Source organism: Labrenzia sp. ATLA3 (genome assembly GCF_057180185.1).
Genome location: NZ_JBXUKV010000008.1, coordinates 240,888 through 257,181 on the forward strand (window position 1 = coordinate 240,888; position 16,294 = coordinate 257,181).

12 protein-coding genes are annotated in these 16,294 nt (G+C 59.0%); 4 read left to right on the forward strand and 8 right to left on the reverse strand.

Features of this window, described 5'->3' with window-relative positions; genetic code table 11:
- Positions 1-8 precede the first annotated feature (8 nt).
- The 6 genes from AC2A6O_RS22740 to AC2A6O_RS22765 all read right to left on the reverse strand — a co-directional run bounded on the left by AC2A6O_RS22740 (position 9) and on the right by AC2A6O_RS22765 (position 8,429).
- Entirely contained in the window at positions 9-1,172 is a 1,164-nt protein-coding gene (locus AC2A6O_RS22740) for an ABC transporter permease (RefSeq protein WP_498930850.1), read from the reverse strand.
- Positions 1,173-1,232: 60 nt separating this feature from the next.
- Positions 1,233-2,357: a microcin C ABC transporter permease YejB gene (locus tag AC2A6O_RS22745; RefSeq protein WP_148582155.1), complete on the reverse strand. Its 1,125-nt coding sequence runs from the start codon at positions 2,355-2,357 to the stop codon at positions 1,233-1,235.
- 63 nt (positions 2,358-2,420) lie between these two features.
- A complete protein-coding gene (locus AC2A6O_RS22750; protein ID WP_498930516.1) occupies positions 2,421-4,316 on the reverse strand; it encodes an extracellular solute-binding protein in 1,896 nt (631 codons plus the stop codon).
- Positions 4,313-6,193 carry an extracellular solute-binding protein gene (locus AC2A6O_RS22755; RefSeq protein ID WP_498930518.1) on the reverse strand — a complete coding sequence of 627 codons (1,881 nt, stop codon included), beginning with the start codon at positions 6,191-6,193 and terminating at the stop codon, positions 4,313-4,315. The genes AC2A6O_RS22750 and AC2A6O_RS22755 overlap by 4 nt, the downstream gene beginning before the upstream one ends.
- A 108-nt stretch (positions 6,194-6,301) precedes the next feature.
- Positions 6,302-7,711, reverse strand: a complete 1,410-nt coding sequence (locus AC2A6O_RS22760) for a diguanylate cyclase domain-containing protein (protein WP_209000873.1) — start codon at positions 7,709-7,711, stop codon at positions 6,302-6,304.
- Between the two features lie 166 nt (positions 7,712-7,877).
- Positions 7,878-8,429, reverse strand: a complete 552-nt coding sequence (locus tag AC2A6O_RS22765; protein WP_148582151.1) for a c-type cytochrome — start codon at positions 8,427-8,429, stop codon at positions 7,878-7,880.
- 185 nt (positions 8,430-8,614) lie between these two features.
- On the opposite strand from AC2A6O_RS22765, the gene AC2A6O_RS22770 reads away from it, so the two are divergent.
- Genes AC2A6O_RS22770 through AC2A6O_RS22780 form a run of 3 tightly spaced genes read left to right on the forward strand, consistent with a single transcriptional unit; the run spans position 8,615 to position 11,314 of the window.
- On the forward strand, positions 8,615-9,361 hold the full coding sequence (locus tag AC2A6O_RS22770; RefSeq protein WP_498930521.1) for a 3-deoxy-manno-octulosonate cytidylyltransferase: 747 nt from the start codon (positions 8,615-8,617) through the stop codon (positions 9,359-9,361).
- A gap of 29 nt (positions 9,362-9,390) precedes the next feature.
- Positions 9,391-10,281 (forward strand): prephenate dehydratase, encoded by an 891-nt coding sequence (locus tag AC2A6O_RS22775; RefSeq protein WP_148582149.1) that lies wholly within the window; start codon positions 9,391-9,393, stop codon positions 10,279-10,281.
- A gap of 31 nt (positions 10,282-10,312) precedes the next feature.
- Complete coding sequence (locus AC2A6O_RS22780; RefSeq protein WP_498930523.1) at positions 10,313-11,314, forward strand: adenosine kinase; 1,002 nt, start codon at positions 10,313-10,315, stop codon at positions 11,312-11,314.
- A gap of 209 nt (positions 11,315-11,523) precedes the next feature.
- On the opposite strand, the gene AC2A6O_RS22785 is transcribed toward AC2A6O_RS22780, so the two are convergent.
- Together AC2A6O_RS22785 and dapB are read right to left on the reverse strand one after the other, a co-directional pair.
- Entirely contained in the window at positions 11,524-12,144 is a 621-nt protein-coding gene (locus tag AC2A6O_RS22785; RefSeq protein ID WP_498930525.1) for a 2,3-bisphosphoglycerate-dependent phosphoglycerate mutase, read from the reverse strand.
- A 29-nt stretch (positions 12,145-12,173) separates the two neighbouring features.
- The gene (dapB, locus tag AC2A6O_RS22790; protein WP_498930527.1) at positions 12,174-12,986 is read right to left on the reverse strand and encodes a 4-hydroxy-tetrahydrodipicolinate reductase; all 813 of its coding nucleotides are present in this window, start codon (positions 12,984-12,986) and stop codon (positions 12,174-12,176) included.
- Positions 12,987-13,486: 500 nt separating this feature from the next.
- Between dapB and AC2A6O_RS22795 the strand changes: the two genes are divergently transcribed.
- Positions 13,487-16,243 (forward strand): putative bifunctional diguanylate cyclase/phosphodiesterase, encoded by a 2,757-nt coding sequence (locus AC2A6O_RS22795; protein ID WP_498930529.1) that lies wholly within the window; start codon positions 13,487-13,489, stop codon positions 16,241-16,243.
- The last annotated feature ends 51 nt before the right edge of the window (positions 16,244-16,294 follow it).

The following is a 16,294-nucleotide window of genomic DNA, read 5'->3' on the forward strand; positions in this document are numbered from 1 at the left end:
TGGTGTCCTCACGCCAGGCTCTTGCGTGGATCGAACGCATCGCGCACGGCCTCGCCGATGAAGATCAAGAGGCTCAGCATCAGGGAAATAACGATGAAGCCGGTGATCCCTAGCCAGGGTGCCTGAAGGTTGTTCTTGCCCTGCGCCAGCAATTCACCCAGCGATGCCGACCCCGGAGGCAGGCCGAAGCCAAGGAAATCCAGCGCCGTCAAAGTGGAAATCGAGCCATTGAGAATGAAGGGCATGAAAGTCAGCGTCGCCACCATGGCGTTGGGCAGCAGGTGCCGCCACATGATCACCGGATTGGAAACGCCGAGGGCCCGGGCCGCGGAAATGTATTCCAGGTTCCGGCCCCGCAGGAATTCCGCCCGCACGACACCGACCAGCGCCACCCAGGAGAATGCCAGCAGGATGGTGAACAGGGTCCAGAAGCCGGGGACCAGGAACGACGACACGATCAGGATGAGATACAGCGTCGGCACCGCCGTCCAGATCTCGATAAAGCGCTGGAACAGAAGGTCAGTCCAACCGCCGTAGTAGCCCTGCACGGCACCTGCCGCGATGCCGATGACGGAAGAAGCCAGCGTCAGCGCCAGGCCGAAAAGCACGGAAATCCGGAAACCGTAGACGAGACGCGCAAGCACGTCCCGACCCTGATCGTCCGTACCGAGCCAGTTCCAGTTGCCCATGACGCAATTGGGATCTTCCGCGCCGAGGGGATAACGCGAGCAACGCTTTTCCTTGTCCATCGTCCAGGACGGTGGCGCGGGTGCAGGCACCGGAATGTCGTTGTTGACCGAGCGGTAGGAATAGCGCACCGGCGGCCACAGCATCCAGCCGTTGGCGTTGATTTCCTCCTGGATGAATGGATCGCGGTAATCGGTGACAGCCAGGAACCCGCCGAATTTTTCTTCCGGGTAATCCACAAAGACCGGTGCCAGCAGCTCGCCTTTGTAGGAGACAAGGATTGGCCGGTCGTTGGTCACGAATTCGGCCAGCATGGCCACGACGAACAGCACCAGGAAGATCCAGAGCGACCAGTAGCCTCGGCGGTTGGCCTTGAAGTTCGCCAGCCGCCGCTGGTTGATCGGCGACAGGCGGGCCCTGGGAGCAGCTGCCGAAACGACAAATCCCGCGCGGTCTTCCGTTTCGGCTTCATAGCCGCCAGTCACACGCCCGCCGGTATCGGACTCCACACTTCCCGCGTCACTGCCTGAATCGGTAGCCATCGATCAGACCTCCCTGCTTTCGAAGTCGATCCGCGGATCGATCCAGGTGTAGGTCAGGTCGGAAATGAGGTTCACCAGAAGGCCCATGAGCGAGAAAATGTAGAGCGTTGCAAAGACGACCGCGTAGTCGCGGTTGATCACCGATTCAAAGCTGAGCAGTCCGAGCCCGTCGAGCGAGAAGATCGTCTCGATGAGCAGTGAACCGGCAAAGAAGGACGAGATGAAGGCCCCCGGGAAACCGGCCACCACGATCAGCATGGCATTGCGGAACACATGACCGTAAAGCACCTGGCTTTCCGTCAGGCCCTTTGCCCGTGCCGTGATGACATATTGCTTGCGGATCTCATCCAGGAACGAATTCTTGGTCAAAAGCGTGGTGGTCGCAAAGGCGGACAGGGCCATGGCCGTCAAAGGCAGGGCAAGGTGCCAGAAGTAGTCGGCGATCCGGGCCGGCCAGGAAAGCTGCTCCCAGTCGTCCGAGACAAGCCCCCGCAAGGGGAAGATATCCCAGAAGGACCCACCGGCAAAAAGCACGATCAGCAGAACCGCAAACAGAAAGCCGGGAATGGCGTAGGCCACCACAATGACACCGGAGGTCCAGACATCGAACCGGGACCCGTCTGAAACGGCCTTGCGGATTCCGAGCGGTATGGACACTGCATAGGAAATCAGCGTCATCCAGAGGCCGAGAGAAATCGACACCGGCAGCTTTTCGGCAATCAGGTCGAGGATCTTGATGTCCCGGAAATAGCTTTCGCCGAAATCGAAGAGCGCATAATTGCCCAGCATCTTCAGGAACCGCTCCAGCGGCGGCTTGTCGAAACCGAACTGCTGCTCCAGCTCCTTGATGAACTCCGGGTCCAGTCCCTGCGCACCGCGGTATTTCGAGCTGCCAGCGTCTGCGGAGGCTGAGCCGCTTCCTCCCGAAGCGTCGTTGCCGCCGCTCAGCATGTCGCTGCCCCCGCCGCTGATCCGCGACGTTGCCGAAACGTCGGTTCCCTGCAGCTGGGCAATGACCCGCTCGACCGGACCGCCAGGCGCAAACTGGATGATGACGAAGTTGATGGCCATGATGCCGACCAGCGTCGGTATCATCAGCAGCAAACGGCGAAGGATGTAGGCGCCCATGGAGTGTGTGCAGTCCCTTTTGTCTTGGCCTTCTGAAGCGAGCCGGAGGTTTCGCCGGAAATATTACCCGGCTTTGCCGAGCTTTTCCGACTTTTCCTTGTCTATCCACCACAGTTCTTCAACGGGGAAGAAGTAGCGCGGGGGTTCTTCGGGAAAGCCGTAGACATCCCACATGGCAACAGTGTGGACATTCTTGAACCATTGCGGAATCCAGTAATGCCCGGCCCGCAACACCCGGTCCAGAGCCCGCGCCGCGGTGATCATTTCATCCCGCGTTGTTGCCGCGATGGCCTTGTCGATCAGCGCGTCCACAACAGGGCTGGCTATGCCGGACGTATTGTAGGTGCCTGGAACCGAGGCGGCCTTCGATCCCCACATTTCACGAATGGTGTCGGAAAGCGTGGGCGACAGGCTCAACCTGCGGCTGGCAATATCGAAGTCGTAATCGTTGAGGCGGGCTTCGTATTGCGCGGGATCGACGATGCGCAAATTGGCCTTGATGCCGAGCCGTCCCAGGTTCTTGATCATCGGATTGACGATACGCTCATACGCGGCGGTGTTGTTCAGGAACTCGATCGTCAGCGGTTCGCCGTCCGGGCCGATCAGATCCGCCCCCTTTCGGGTATAGCCGGCCTCTGTCAGCAGTTCATTTGCCCGTTTCAGCAGCTTGCGGTCATGCCCTGAGCCGTCGCTGACGGGCTGTATCACGGCTTCACCGAAGACAGCGTCCGGCACCTGGCTGCGGAAAGGCTCCAGCAGCGCCAGCTCCCCAGCCGAGGGCATTCCCTCCGCTTTCATGTCGGAGTTTTCGAAGAAGGACTGGGTTCTCGTATAGAGCCCGTAAAACAGGTTCTGGTTCGACCATTCGAAATCGAATGCATAGCCCAGCGCCTCGCGCACACGCGGGTCCTTGAACTTGTCGAGCCGGGTGTTGATGAACCAGCCCTGAGCCCCCGAGGGACGGCCGTCGGGAAACTCGCGGCGCACGACCTTGCCCTCGTCCACCGCCGGGAAATTGTATTCCGTCGCCCAGTTCTTTGAGGTGAACTCCTCACGGTACAGCGTATTGCCCTTCTTGAAGGCTTCGAAGGCTGTCTGGCGTTCGCGGTAGAACTCCACCCGGATAACCGCGAAATTGCCCTGCCCCACCCTGACCGGCAATTCCCTTGCCCAGTAATTTTCGACCTGGTGATATTCGACATAATGGCCGACGGCATGTTTGCCGACCTTGTAAGGGCCGGACGACAGCGGCGGCGTCAGGGTCGACTGTTTGAAATCGTAGGCGGAATAGTAGCGCTTGGAGAAGATGGGATAGTCCGCCGCGACGACGAGAGGCAGATTGCGCGACTGCGAGCCGTCGAACTCAAGCTGGACCTTATGATCCTCCAGAACGACCGCCCCCTTCAGTGCTGACAGCGGCTGGCTGAGCAAGGGGTGGCCGTCGGCCTTCAGAAGCAGCAGCGAAAAGGCAACATCCTCGGCGGTCAGTTTGGAGCCGTCGTGAAACCTGGCTTCCGGCCGGAGATTGAACGTGAAGACGTTGCCATCCTCCGACACTTCGACAGTTTCAGCCACAAGGCCATAGACCGCGTCCGGTTCGTCATAGGCCCGCACCATCAGGGTGTCGAAACACAGCTCCATGCGTGGCGGTGCATCGCCTTTCAGGACAAAGGAGTTGAAGGTGTTATAGGTCAGGACGTTCTGGTTGAAGACCCAATAAGGCGCCTGAAACGAGAAAGTACCGCCTTGCGGCGCCAAGCGATTGACATACTCGAACTGGGTAAACTCAGGCCCGTATTTCAGATCGCCGAAGACGGACAGTCCGTGAACGGGACCCTCCGGATGGGCGATTTCCGCCGAGAAGGCCCTGGAGACCTGCCAGGGCGCAGCAGACACCAGCGCCGCGGCGCTGCCCATTTGCAGGAAACGCCGGCGGGAAGCCGTCAGGCTTGTGCTCATCGCGCGGCTCCCGTCTTGGCGGCCAAGGCCTCGTCATACCACCAGATGGTCGGGAACCCGGTACTGTACTCCGGCATCTTTTGCGGATGACCAAAGCGGTTCCAGCGTGCCGTGCGGGTTTCGTCGGAATAGAACTGCGGCACCACATAGTGGTTCCACAGCAACACACGGTCGAGCGCGCGAGTGGCTGCCACCAGGGTTTCCCGGTCCTTCGCGAAGATGACCTTGTCGATCAGCTTGTCGATCGCAGGATTCTTGATGCCCGCATAATTGGCCGAACTTTGATTGTCGGCGGATTCAGAGCCCCAATACTCCCGCTGCTCGTTTCCGGGCGACAGGGACTGGCCGATGGCCAGCACCACGGTATCGAAATCGCGGCTACGGACGCGGTTGATGAATTGCGACGTGTCGACCAGCCGCAGGACGGGCTTGATGCCGATGTTTTCCAGGTTCTGCGCATAAGGCAGAAGGGTGCGTTCGCTGGCCTTGTCGCGATAGAGAAATTCGATGCTGAGCTGTTCGCCGGTCTTCGCATCGACCATCTTGCGGTCCTTCAGCTCGTACCCGGCCTTGCGCAGCAGCTTGACCGCCTCTCGCAGGTTGGCACGGACGTTCTGCGGATTGCCGCCAACAGGGTTCTTGTATTCCTGTGTAAAAACCTCGGGCGGCACCATGTCCCGCACCTCTTCCAATATCTCCAGCTCCTTGCCTTCCGGCAGGCCGCTGGACGCCAGTTCCGTCCCGGCGAAATAGGAATTGACGCGTTTGAGGAGATTGGCGGAAACGATCTCGTTGGTGGTCTCGAAATCGTAGGCATAGTTCAACGCCTGACGGACATCCGGGTTCTGGAACTTTTCCCGGCGCTGGTTCAGGAAAAAGCCCTGCATGACACCCCGAGACTTGTCGGGAAAGATCTCCTTGACCACACGGCCATCCCTGACGGCCGGAAAGTCGTAGCGCTTGGCCCATTGGCTGGAACTGCGCTCGACGTGGAAGTCGTACTGGTCACCCTTGAAGGCTTCAAACTGGACGGAGTCGTCGAGGAACGAAATGTAGCGGATTTCATCGAAATTGTTGGTTCCGACCCGGATGGGCAAATCCTTGCCCCAATAGTCCGGCACGCGTTCGTAGATCACCTGCCGGTTGGGAGAGAATTCCTTGATCCGGTAGGCACCGGAACCAAGCGGGGGCTCGAGTGTCGTCCGGGAAATGTCCCGGGCTTCTCCCTTTTCATTTGTGCCTTCCCACCAGTGTTTGGGCAGAACGGTCAACTGGCCCATGATCTTGGGCAGCTCGCGGTTTCCGCTGACGTCGAAGGTGAAACGCACAGTCCCATCTCCCACGACCTCTGCCTTGTCGACATTTTGAAAGTAGTACTTGCGTTGCGGATCTAGCTCGATTGCCTTTTCGAACGACCAGATGACGTCTTCAGCCGTCACCGGCTCGCCGTCATGCCACTTCGCTTCGGGATTGAGCCGATATTCGACCCAGGAGTAGTCATCCGGATAACGGACCGCGTCGGCCAGTACCCCGTATTGAGCGCTGATGTCCTCTTCATCCAGAGAAGGCTCCATCAGGCTTTCGTAGATGTTCAGGATGCCCGGGGCGATGTTGCCCTTCTGCGCCAGAATGTTGAAGGTGTCGAAACCGCCGCTGGCGGACAGTCGAACCGTGCCGCCCTTGGGCGCATCCGGATTGACGTAATCGAAATGTGTGGCATCGGGACCGTATTTGGGTGTCCCGTTCAGGGCGGCCGCGTGGTGCCATTCCGGTTCAGCCGCGTCAGCCGGTCCAGGACCGATCCCCGACATCACCACGACACTCGTCACGACAAGCGCTGCGGCCGCGCGTTTCCCTGCATGCCATTTGAACACCATCGGCTTCTCCGTCCCTTCCGGTTCCTGAACCCAAATCGCCGGTTCAGAGAATCAGTGTAGGGACCTGACAGCCCTGCGTCACCTGCTGGCGGTCCAGATGACAGAAATTTAACCCGTCTGGGGAAGGCCCTTTTCGGGAACATCCTGCAAATTTCTCTGCGACTTGGCCTTTTGTGCGTACATTCTGCCGTCGGCAACCCTGAGCAGATCTTCCACCGTAGCCGCATCACCGGGATAGCTCGCCGTGCCAATGCTGGCCTTCACATCGATGCTTGCGCCTGAAAACTCGAAAGCCTGGGTGACCCGGTCAACAAGCCTCTTGAGAAAGGTAAGCTTTTCCTGGCGCCGCATGTTGCCAGGCGTCAGAACGATGAACTCGTCGCCCCCAACCCGGGCCACGGTATCGGTTTGCCGGGTCTGGTTCTGCAGACGATGGCCCACCTCGATCAAGAGCTGATCTCCAACAGCGTGGCCGTAGTTGTCGTTGACCGGCTTGAAGGCATCCAGATCGACGTAAAAAATCTCGAACCCCGACCCGCTTCGTTCACACATTGCGGCGAGCTGGTGCATACGATCTTCCAAGAGGCGCCGATTGGCCAAGCCTGTCAGCGGATCGTGCAGCGCCATGGAACGCACCTTGTAGACCTCGCTGATCAGCAGGAACGCCATTGCGCTGAAAACCAGCGATATGAGACTGCCGACGAGCTGGGTGATCCAGACCTGATTGGCGGCGCTCGACCAGCCGTATTCCGGCATGCCGACAAGCTCCCAGTCCAGACCTCCGGGAAGATGAAGCGGTAGCGACACGTTATCCTTTTCCAGCAAGGCCGGGCTGCCGAAGATCATGTTGTTGGAGGCAAGGGCGCTTCTGTTCACAAGGCCGATGTGCAGACCGTTCATGACATCCGAGATGCCGGCCGCGCTCATCATGCCCTCCTCGTCCACCACCAGCGTGGCGACACCCCAGTAGCTGCGCTCCCTGAGAGGTTGACCGGCAAAGCTTGCGGGAAAGATGGGGACGCGGATCAACAGTGCCTTGCCGCCCTGTACCAGCTCCAAAGGACCGGCAATCACGACCTCGCGGGTCATCATGGCCTGCCGGATCGCGGGCCACTGGGCAGTGTTCAGCCGATAATTCAGACCGAGCGCCCCCCGATTGGGCTCCAGCGGGAAAACCGCGCGCAAAATGTTGTTGGGTGCCAGGCCGATAGACCGGATAGACGGATTTTCCTCGATCAACTCGACCGCGATTTCACGGTAGTCCTCAATATCGAAGGGCTGGTCCACGAACCGGGAGATATAGGCCCGGATTCCAAACCCGTGGGCCACCGTCCGGTTGATTTCACCTTCCAGACGGGCGCGGACTTCAGACAAGAATCCGACGGCCTGACGTTTGTGATGGGAAACCAGTTCATTGCGGACCAGTTGGCCGACATGGGCGGTTACGGCGATGCCGGCAAGAAAACAGACAGCAGCAACAATGGAAGCGGCCCACGTTCCATTCGACTTAGAAAACAAACCCCTCGTCAAGTTGATGCCCATAGGCTCCTTGCCTGATCTCATCATCCTCAGTCGAACTACGTAACGTAAGATTTGTTAATTTTTTATATAAATCAAATAAAAAAGCCGGGTATTACCCGGCTTCTTCAATACTCTAAAAGAGAATCACACGCTCGACGCGTTTTTACTGATCCGGCAAAGGTGCCGGCGATTCGGCTTGTCCGCGAAGATAAGCAATGATGTTTGCCCGGTCTTCCGGCTTACGCAGACCGGCGAACCCCATCGTGGTTCCGGAAATGAACTTCTTCGGCGACGCCAGGAAGTGGTCCAGTTCTTCGTAGGTCCACTCGGGATTGGCTGCGCCAAACTCGGTCATTGCGGAAGAATAGCTGAAGCCTTCGTGGGAACCAGGCTTACGACCGACCACATCCCAAAGTCCCGGACCGACCTTGTTGGGTCCACCTTGTGTGAAGTCGTGGCAGGCAGCGCATTTCTTCGCCACTTTGGCCCCGTCCTCAGCAGATGCTTCGAGCAGGCGCTCGGAGATCGGAACCACTTCCGGAACAGCCTCCACCTCAGAGGTGCCATCCTCTGCGGACGCGACGACGATTTCATACCCCGGCTTACCCGGAATCGTCGGATGGAAGATGATGTCGGAGACAATGCCGACACCCATTGTCAGAATCAGAACCATCAGTACCGCACCGGCGGCCTTGTTCAGCGTGAAGGAATCCATTCTCTCCGGCTCCAAGCTCATACGCGTCCGGGCCCGCAGCGTCGCTGCGACCCCTATCAGCTTTTCGAATTTTGCCGGAACCTACAAATTTTTTGACCTTGCTGTCCATAGCTTTAAAAGGGCATCTGATACGACAAACGGACGCGGCGCGCTTTTTTTGCATTTTTTTCCGCCTGTCCGGCTCCATGGAGACCCGATTGACCGCTGCTCTTGTAATTATCCCGGCCCGCCTCGCCGCCACCCGTCTGCCACGCAAACCGCTTGCCGACATTTGCGGAAAACCCATGATCGTGCGTGTTCTGGAACAGGCGCGTAACGCGGATATCGGTCCGGTCGCCGTTGCCTGTGACGACAAGGACATTTTCGAAGCGGTGCAGGATCACGGCGGCAAGGCCGTGATGACCCGGGCCGACCACGCCTCCGGCTCCGACCGTATTCACGAGGCTGCAGGGCTGATCGACCCTGATGGCAACCACGATGTCATCCTGAACGTGCAGGGCGATGTACCCTTGATCGCACCGGAAGCGATCCGTGCTGCCTTCGCACCGCTTTCCATTGCCGACGTTGACCTCGGCACCATCATGACGGAATTCACCAACACGGCTTTCCGCGACGATCCGAATTTCGTCAAGGCAGTCACGACACCCAACGGCCACGGCCATCATCGCGCGCTTTACTTTACCAGGGCCGTCGCCCCGCACGGTGACGGCCCGTACTTCCACCATATCGGCATCTACGCCTACCGCAGGGCAGCTCTGACGAAATTCGTCCAGATGCCGCCCTCCCCGCTGGAACAGCGTGAAAAGCTGGAACAGTTGCGGGCCCTTGAAGCGGGCATGCGGATTGATGCCTCCGTCATCGACAGCGCGCCGATGGACGTGAACACGCCCGAAGATCTGGAACGAGCCCGGGCGGCCTATCAGACCAACTGACGAAAGACTGCCGGAAGGCAGAAAGACAAATGACCGACAGAAAAAATATCGTGTTTCAGGGAGAAACCGGCGCCAATTCTCACATGGCCTGCCGGAGCGTTTATCCAGACTATGAAGCCATCCCCTGTGCCACTTTCGAGGATTGCTTCTCGGCCATGGCCGACGGGTCGGCCGATCTTGCCATGATCCCGATCGAAAACTCCGTTGCAGGACGCGTGGCAGATATTCACCACCTTTTGCCGAAATCGAACCTGCACATCATCGGTGAGTATTTCATGCCGATCCGGTTTCAGCTCATGGCAGTCAAGGGCACAAAGCTGGAAGACCTGAAAAAGGTGCAAAGCCATGTCCACGCGCTGGGACAATGCCGTAACGTGATTCGCGAACTCGGCCTGACGGCGGTCGTCGGTGGCGACACCGCGGGCTCCGCCCGGCAGATCGCCGAGCTGGGCGATCCGAGCGTCGGGGCCCTCGCTCCCGAAATGGCGGCGGAAATCTATGGTCTGGACATCCTGCGCCGGGATGTGGAGGATGAGGCGCACAACACGACCCGCTTCGTTATTCTCTCGCGCGACAAGATGGAGGCCGCGCATAACGGCCAGCCAGTCATCACGACCTTCATCTTCCGGGTCCGCAACGTTCCGGCCGCGCTTTACAAGGCCCTGGGCGGTTTTGCGACCAACGGGGTCAACATGACGAAGCTGGAATCCTATCAGCTTGAAGGGCAGTTTTTCGCGTCGATGTTCTATGCGGACGTCGAAGGCCATCCGGATGATCCGAAGGTGGCTCTGGCGCTCGAGGAATTGGCCTTCTTCTGTGCCGAGCTGAACATGCTCGGCGTCTACCGGGCAAGTCCGTTCAGGGACAAGATCAGGGAACCGGAAGCCAACCGTGCCTTGCGGCCCAATCCCTACTCGTAACGCTGGCTGCCCGACATAACCAGAGGAACTCATGACTGAAACAAGATTTGATGCCCTGTGCATCGGCAATGCCATTTGCGACGTCTTCGCCCATGTCGAGGAGGATTTCCTGCTTCAGGAAAATCTCGTCAAAGGCTCCATGCGCCTGATCGACACGGACGAGGCCGTGCGCCTGTTCGACAAGATGGGGCAGACTGTCCGCGTCTCGGGCGGCAGCGCCGGCAACACAGCCGCTGGCATTGCCTCGCTCGGCGGGCGCCCCGCCTATTTCGGCAAGGTGTCCGAAGATGAGCTGGGCGATAGCTACTATCACGACATGAACGGCACCGGCGTCTATTTCAACACGCCGCGCCTGAAGGAAGGCAAGCCGACTGCCCGGTCGATGATCCTGATTACGCCGGACGGCGAGCGCACGATGAACACTTACCTCGGCGCCTGCACGGAATTCGGCACGGCCGACGTCGACGAGGAGGTCGTGGCCTCCGCCGCCGTGACCTACATGGAAGGTTATCTGTGGGACCCGGCAGACGCCAAGAAGGCGTTTCTGAAGGCTGCCGAAATCGCCCATGCCAACGGACGCCAGGTGGCGATCACCCTGTCCGACTCGTTCTGTGTCGACCGCTACCGCAGCGAATTCCAGGGCCTTCTGACCGACGGCGTCGTCGATCTGATGTTCGCCAACGAACATGAGCTGAAGGCCCTTTACGAAACGTCGGATCTGGATAGCGCCGTCAACGCGGCACGGGAGTCCGGCGCGCTGACAGCCCTGACGCTTGGCAAGGAAGGCGCGATGGCCATCAGCCGTGAGGAAACCGTGAAGGTTCCTGCGCAGGTCGTCGACAATGTGGTCGATCTGACCGGAGCCGGAGATCTGTTTGCTTCCGGCTTCCTGTTCGGTCTTGCCCGCAACTACAAGCTTACGGAAGCAACCGAACTCGGCTGCCTGTGCGCTGCAAGCGTCATCAGCCACGTCGGAGCCCGACCGGAACGGGCCTTGAATGACATTGCCACCCAGAACGGCTTTGTGATCTGACGTTTCCTCAGGAGACTTTCGGGGCGGCCTTCGGGCCGCCCTTTTTTGCGCCTTAGCGCCTTCAGGCCGAGACGCTTTTCAAAAAGAAAGTCCCGCTGCCTCAGGGAGGAAACGGGACGTTTTGTCTGCCAGAGCGAAGTGAAACGACTGCCATTTTCAGCAATGCCTCCAAGGCCTTGCCGGCAGTTGGCTCCGGTTTTCAATTGGCCTTAGTCGGCGAGATCCTGAACGCTGACCACACTGCCGTTTTCATCAAGGCGATAGATGATCGGCGTGCCGGTGCCCAGTTCCCGCTTCAGGATTTCTTCCGGTGACAGGTTTTCAAGATCCATGATCAGCGAGCGCAGCGAGTTGCCGTGCGCGGCTACGATCGTCCGGCTGCCGGCGAGAACGCGCGGCAGGATTTCCGCCTTGTAGTACGGCAGAACGCGCTCCGAAGTCATCTTCAGGCTTTCGCCACCCGGAGGCGGAATATCGTAGGAGCGGCGCCAGATATGGACCTGCTCTTCGCCGAATTTCTCGCGCGCTTCATCCTTGTTCATGCCGGTGATGTCGCCATAATCGCGCTCGTTGAGAGCCTGGTCCTTGAAGGTTTCAAGGCCGGTCTGGCCGAGTTCTTCCAGGATGATGTCGAGCGTCTTCTGTGCCCGCATCAGATCCGAGGTGAAGGCAATGTCGAAGGACAGCTTCAGGTCCCTGAGCTGTTCGCCGGCCTTGTGAGCCTCCGTCACGCCCTGCTCGGTCAGGTCCGGATTTTTCCAGCCGGTGAACAGGTTCTTCAAATTCCATTCGCTCTGTCCGTGACGGACAAGCACAAGAAGGCGGTCCATGCCATTCTCCTCAAGCTGATTGCGTATCTTCAAGAATCCAGGCCGAGGACATCGGCCATCGAATAAAATCCGGGCTTCTGGTCAAATCCCCACAGCGCCGCCTTGACGGCACCACGAGCAAAGAGCTGCCGGTCTTCCGACCGGTGGGTGAGTTCGATGCGCTCCCCCTCACCGGCAAAAATCACTGAATGTTCGCCGATGACAGAACCGCCCCGCAGAGTTGCAAAGCCGATGTCACCTGTCTTGCGGGGATCCATGATGCCGTCGCGCGAGCGAACAGAATGGGCCGCCAGATCGATGCCCCGCCCTTCAGCCGCCGCTTCGCCAAGCAGCAGCGCGGTTCCCGAAGGCGCGTCGACCTTGTGCTTGTGATGCATTTCCAGGACTTCGATATCGAAATCCGTATCGAGCGCAGCCGCCGCCTTGCGCACAAGGCTCGCCAGCAGATTGACCCCAAGGCTCATGTTGCCGGACTTGACGATTCGGGCGTGACGGGCAGCCGCCTTCAGAGGTTCATCCTGCCCTTCAGCCCATCCGGTGGTGCCGATGACATGGACGATGCGGGCCTGCGCGGCCAGCTCTGCGAACCAGAGGCTCGCCGCTGGAGCCGTAAAATCAAGAACGCCGTCAGCTGCGGCAAAGGCCGTCAGAGGATCGTCAGTGACGGGGACGCCCAGAGGCCCGGTTCCCGCCAGCTCTCCAACGTCCTTGCCCAGAAACTCTGACCCCTCGCGCTCTATTGCCGCGACGACGGTGGCACCAGGGGTATCCGTGACCGCGCGCGTCAATGCCCGGCCCATCCGGCCACCGGCCCCAACGACTACCAAGCGCATCTGCCCCATAAAGTGGCTCCGTCTTCCGCAATAGGCCAACAGCCCTTTTCATGTTCCGATGGGGATATACCAGTTTCACCGGAGGAGGCAAACGCCCGATCACGGGTGCAGCCGAGACAGTCTACCGAGACCGGCAATTGTCAAATTTGCCATAATAAATCTTCATCAAACCGATGATTTACAAGTTAAATTTACAATATGCCGTAAATAAATTCTCTTTTTCAATTCACAATCGGTAAACTTGGAGCAGTTACATTAAATTTCGCAAATTCCTTTTCTTGCGATTGCGAAGTGGAGACAAGATGTCATGATGCTGTTGCTATGGGCTCATCGGTTTGTCACAACCTTTCTTTTACCTTTACGGTTTTCTGCAACCTTAGAGAGCTGCCCCGTTCCTTCAAGATACGCGGCAGGTTGTTCTTCCAATCCGGCAGAACCTCTGCCCGTCTTGCTTCCCGCATCCGTCCATCTGCCTTTCGAATGAGATCCGCCAGTCCAGGAGCGCTGCGTTGAAGGCCCGCTATTCCATTCCTTTCAGCCGCCTTGTCATGGCCCTGTTTACGTTCGGGCTCGTGGGAACGGCGGTTGCGCTCTTCTGGATTACGTATCTCGGCAGCCTGTCGATCGCCGAACATGAAATTGCCCGCAGCGCAAAATCCCAGGCGACACTCGCCAGGCTCGTCTTCACGCAGCATCTGGACAAGCTTGAAACCCAGATCCGGGCGGTCGCAGCAAACCCGGACATTCGCCGAGCCCTGCTGGAAAATGACCGGGAAACCGCGAAGGTCATCGTTGAACATGCTTCCGAACGGCTGACGAGCGCGGTCCTGGACATTCTTCTTATTGATCGCCCGGCGGAAGATGGCTGGGTCAACGGCAGCCTCGGTCTCGTTGACCTGAGCAACCAGTTGCCGGTGAAGGTGCGCAACGCCATGCCACCCGACATCTGGGTGACATACGCGGATCACGCTGCAGACCCGGTTCAAATCACCGCGGCCCTCTCGGTTCTAGTTCTGGATCCCAATACCGGCCAGGCACTCGGCAAAATCTATGGCGGCACCACCATTACCGATTCCTTCTCCCTGACCGGGGGCCTTGCCAAGGCGCTACAGGTGGAGGACCTCGCCTTTTATCACGATAAAGATGTTGTCGCAGGTCTGGGAGACCTGACCACGGAGGTCCCGCCCAAACGGCTCTATGACACTCCGGATGAAGTCAACTACGCCCTCAGCGGCGCAAATCTGTTCGTTTTTGCGCCTCTGATGCAGGCGCTGGACCGCCACATGCTCTCTGCGGTGATCAAGCAACCTGTGGACACGCTGCAAAAGGCCGAGGACACCTATATGCAGCTCTTCGCACCTTTTCTGCTCTATACGGCCATTCTCGCCATAGGCGCTGCGCTTCTGGTCAATCGCATTACCTCCGCCGGGCTTGGCAGCTTGCTGACCTACGCAATGAGCCTGCGGCAAAACAGGGCGGTGACACCACCGCCGCCCGGACTGATCTTCGAATTCAACAAACTCGCGACCATGTTCCAGGCGGCTTTCGAATCCGTGCGCGCCCGCGATGCCCAGTTCAGGGACATGATCGACGGATCCATGCACGGTGTGCTGGTTCATGCCAATCATCGCATCCTGTATGTCAACGACGCCATGTTGAAAATGTGCGGGTACGAACCCGGACAGCCAAAGCAACTGGTGGATTCCCCCACACTGGTGATCTATGCGCCAGAAGAGCACAGCCGCCTGCGCAGCTATTACAATATGCGCGAAAACGGCAGCGGCGCCCCGCGCGTCTATGAGGTCAAGGGCGTTCGGAAGGATGGCAAGACAATCTGGCTGGAACAGCATGTCAGATTGACGGAATGGCGCGGGGAACGCGCCTATTACGCCACCGTCACCGATATCAGTGAGCGCAAGCGCCAGGAGGAACTTGCGACCAAGAACGCCAATTTCGATATTCTGACCGGCCTCCCGAACCGGCGCCTGTTCATGGACAGGTTGCGTCAGGCAATCCAGCGCGGCAAGCATCAGGGTGAGCTGACGGCGTTGATGATCCTCGACCTCGACCGGTTCAAGACCGTCAACGAATCCTACGGCCCCAAGGCGGGTGACAAGGTGATCGAGACCATCGCGACGCGGCTGACGAAAATCCTTGGTCCGGACCAGACAGTCGCGCGCATGGGCGGCGACGAATTCGCCGTCATTCTGTCGAACCCGGAAGACCGTTGGCAGATCGAGCAAACCGCCCGCGATATTCTCGAGGCCGTTGGAGACCCCGTCGATCTGGAAGATGGCGATCAGGCGGTGCTTGCGGGCAGCCTCGGCATCGCCGTTTGCCCGCATGACGGCACAGACGACGAAGCCCTGCTGATGGAAGCAGACACCAGCATGTTGCAGGCAAAGGCAGACAGCGGTGCCAGCTACCGTTTCTTTGCAAGCCGCATGAACGAACAGAACGCCCGTGCGAGCCAGGTCGAGATAGCCCTGCGCCAGGCCGTGGAAAAGGGCGAGCTGCATCTGAATTTCCAGCCGATCGTGGACTGCGAAAAGAACCGCGTGGTGAGCTGCGAAACCCTTGCACGCTGGACCGACCCCAAGCTGGGTGCCGTGCCGCCGGCGGAGTTCATCAAGGTTGCTGAGGATTGCGGGCTCATCGTCCCGCTCGGCGAACAGGTGCTGCGTGAAGCTTGTGCGTTTTTCCAGTCCTGTAACCGCAACGGCCTGCAGCTCGACGGTATCAGCGTCAACATTTCCCCGCGTCAATGCCGGGATGCGGACTTCCTGACCCGGCTGCAGGACATTCTCTGGGAAACCGGCATGGACCCGACCCGCCTGCAGCTTGAAATCACCGAAAGCGTGATGTTCGAGGACCAGCGCATCAATCCGGTCGAGATCCTTCAGGACATCAGCAAGCTCGGTATCAAGATCTCTCTCGATGATTTCGGCACCGGCTATTCGTCGCTCAGCCACCTGAAACGCCTGCCAATCGACACCCTCAAGATCGACCGGACCTTCATCATGGGCCTGGAACGGGATCAGGACGGCCAGGCCCTGGTGCGTGCCATCATTTCCATGGCCGCGTCATTGCACATCGACGTGGTGTGCGAGGGCGCGGAAACGCGTGAGCAGTGCGAGCTGATCCATTCCTTCGGCTGCTCACTGATCCAGGGTTACAGCTTTTCCCGGCCGCTCTCCGGCGTCGACTTCCAGCGCTATCTCGCCAACATGAACGGCGTCAATTCGGTTGCGGCCCAGGCAGGCTGACGCACCTTTCACACCTTCGGACAAAAAAACGGGGACCTTTCGGCCCCCGTT

Bases quoted from the DNA above. Each gene is read 5' to 3' on its own strand.
- AC2A6O_RS22745 (WP_148582155.1), bottom strand. From the start codon at position 2,357: ATGGGCGCCTACATCCTTCGCCGTTTGCTGCTGATGATACCGACGCTG.
- AC2A6O_RS22750 (WP_498930516.1), bottom strand. From the start codon at position 4,316: ATGAGCACAAGCCTGACGGCTTCCCGCCGGCGTTTCCTGCAAATGGGC.
- AC2A6O_RS22755 (WP_498930518.1), bottom strand. From the start codon at position 6,193: ATGGTGTTCAAATGGCATGCAGGGAAACGCGCGGCCGCAGCGCTTGTC.
- AC2A6O_RS22765 (WP_148582151.1), bottom strand. From the start codon at position 8,429: ATGGATTCCTTCACGCTGAACAAGGCCGCCGGTGCGGTACTGATGGTT.
- AC2A6O_RS22770 (WP_498930521.1), top strand. From the start codon at position 8,615: ATGGAGACCCGATTGACCGCTGCTCTTGTAATTATCCCGGCCCGCCTC.
- AC2A6O_RS22775 (WP_148582149.1), top strand. From the start codon at position 9,391: ATGACCGACAGAAAAAATATCGTGTTTCAGGGAGAAACCGGCGCCAAT.
- AC2A6O_RS22780 (WP_498930523.1), top strand. From the start codon at position 10,313: ATGACTGAAACAAGATTTGATGCCCTGTGCATCGGCAATGCCATTTGC.
- AC2A6O_RS22785 (WP_498930525.1), bottom strand. From the start codon at position 12,144: ATGGACCGCCTTCTTGTGCTTGTCCGTCACGGACAGAGCGAATGGAAT.
- dapB (WP_498930527.1), bottom strand. From the start codon at position 12,986: ATGGGGCAGATGCGCTTGGTAGTCGTTGGGGCCGGTGGCCGGATGGGC.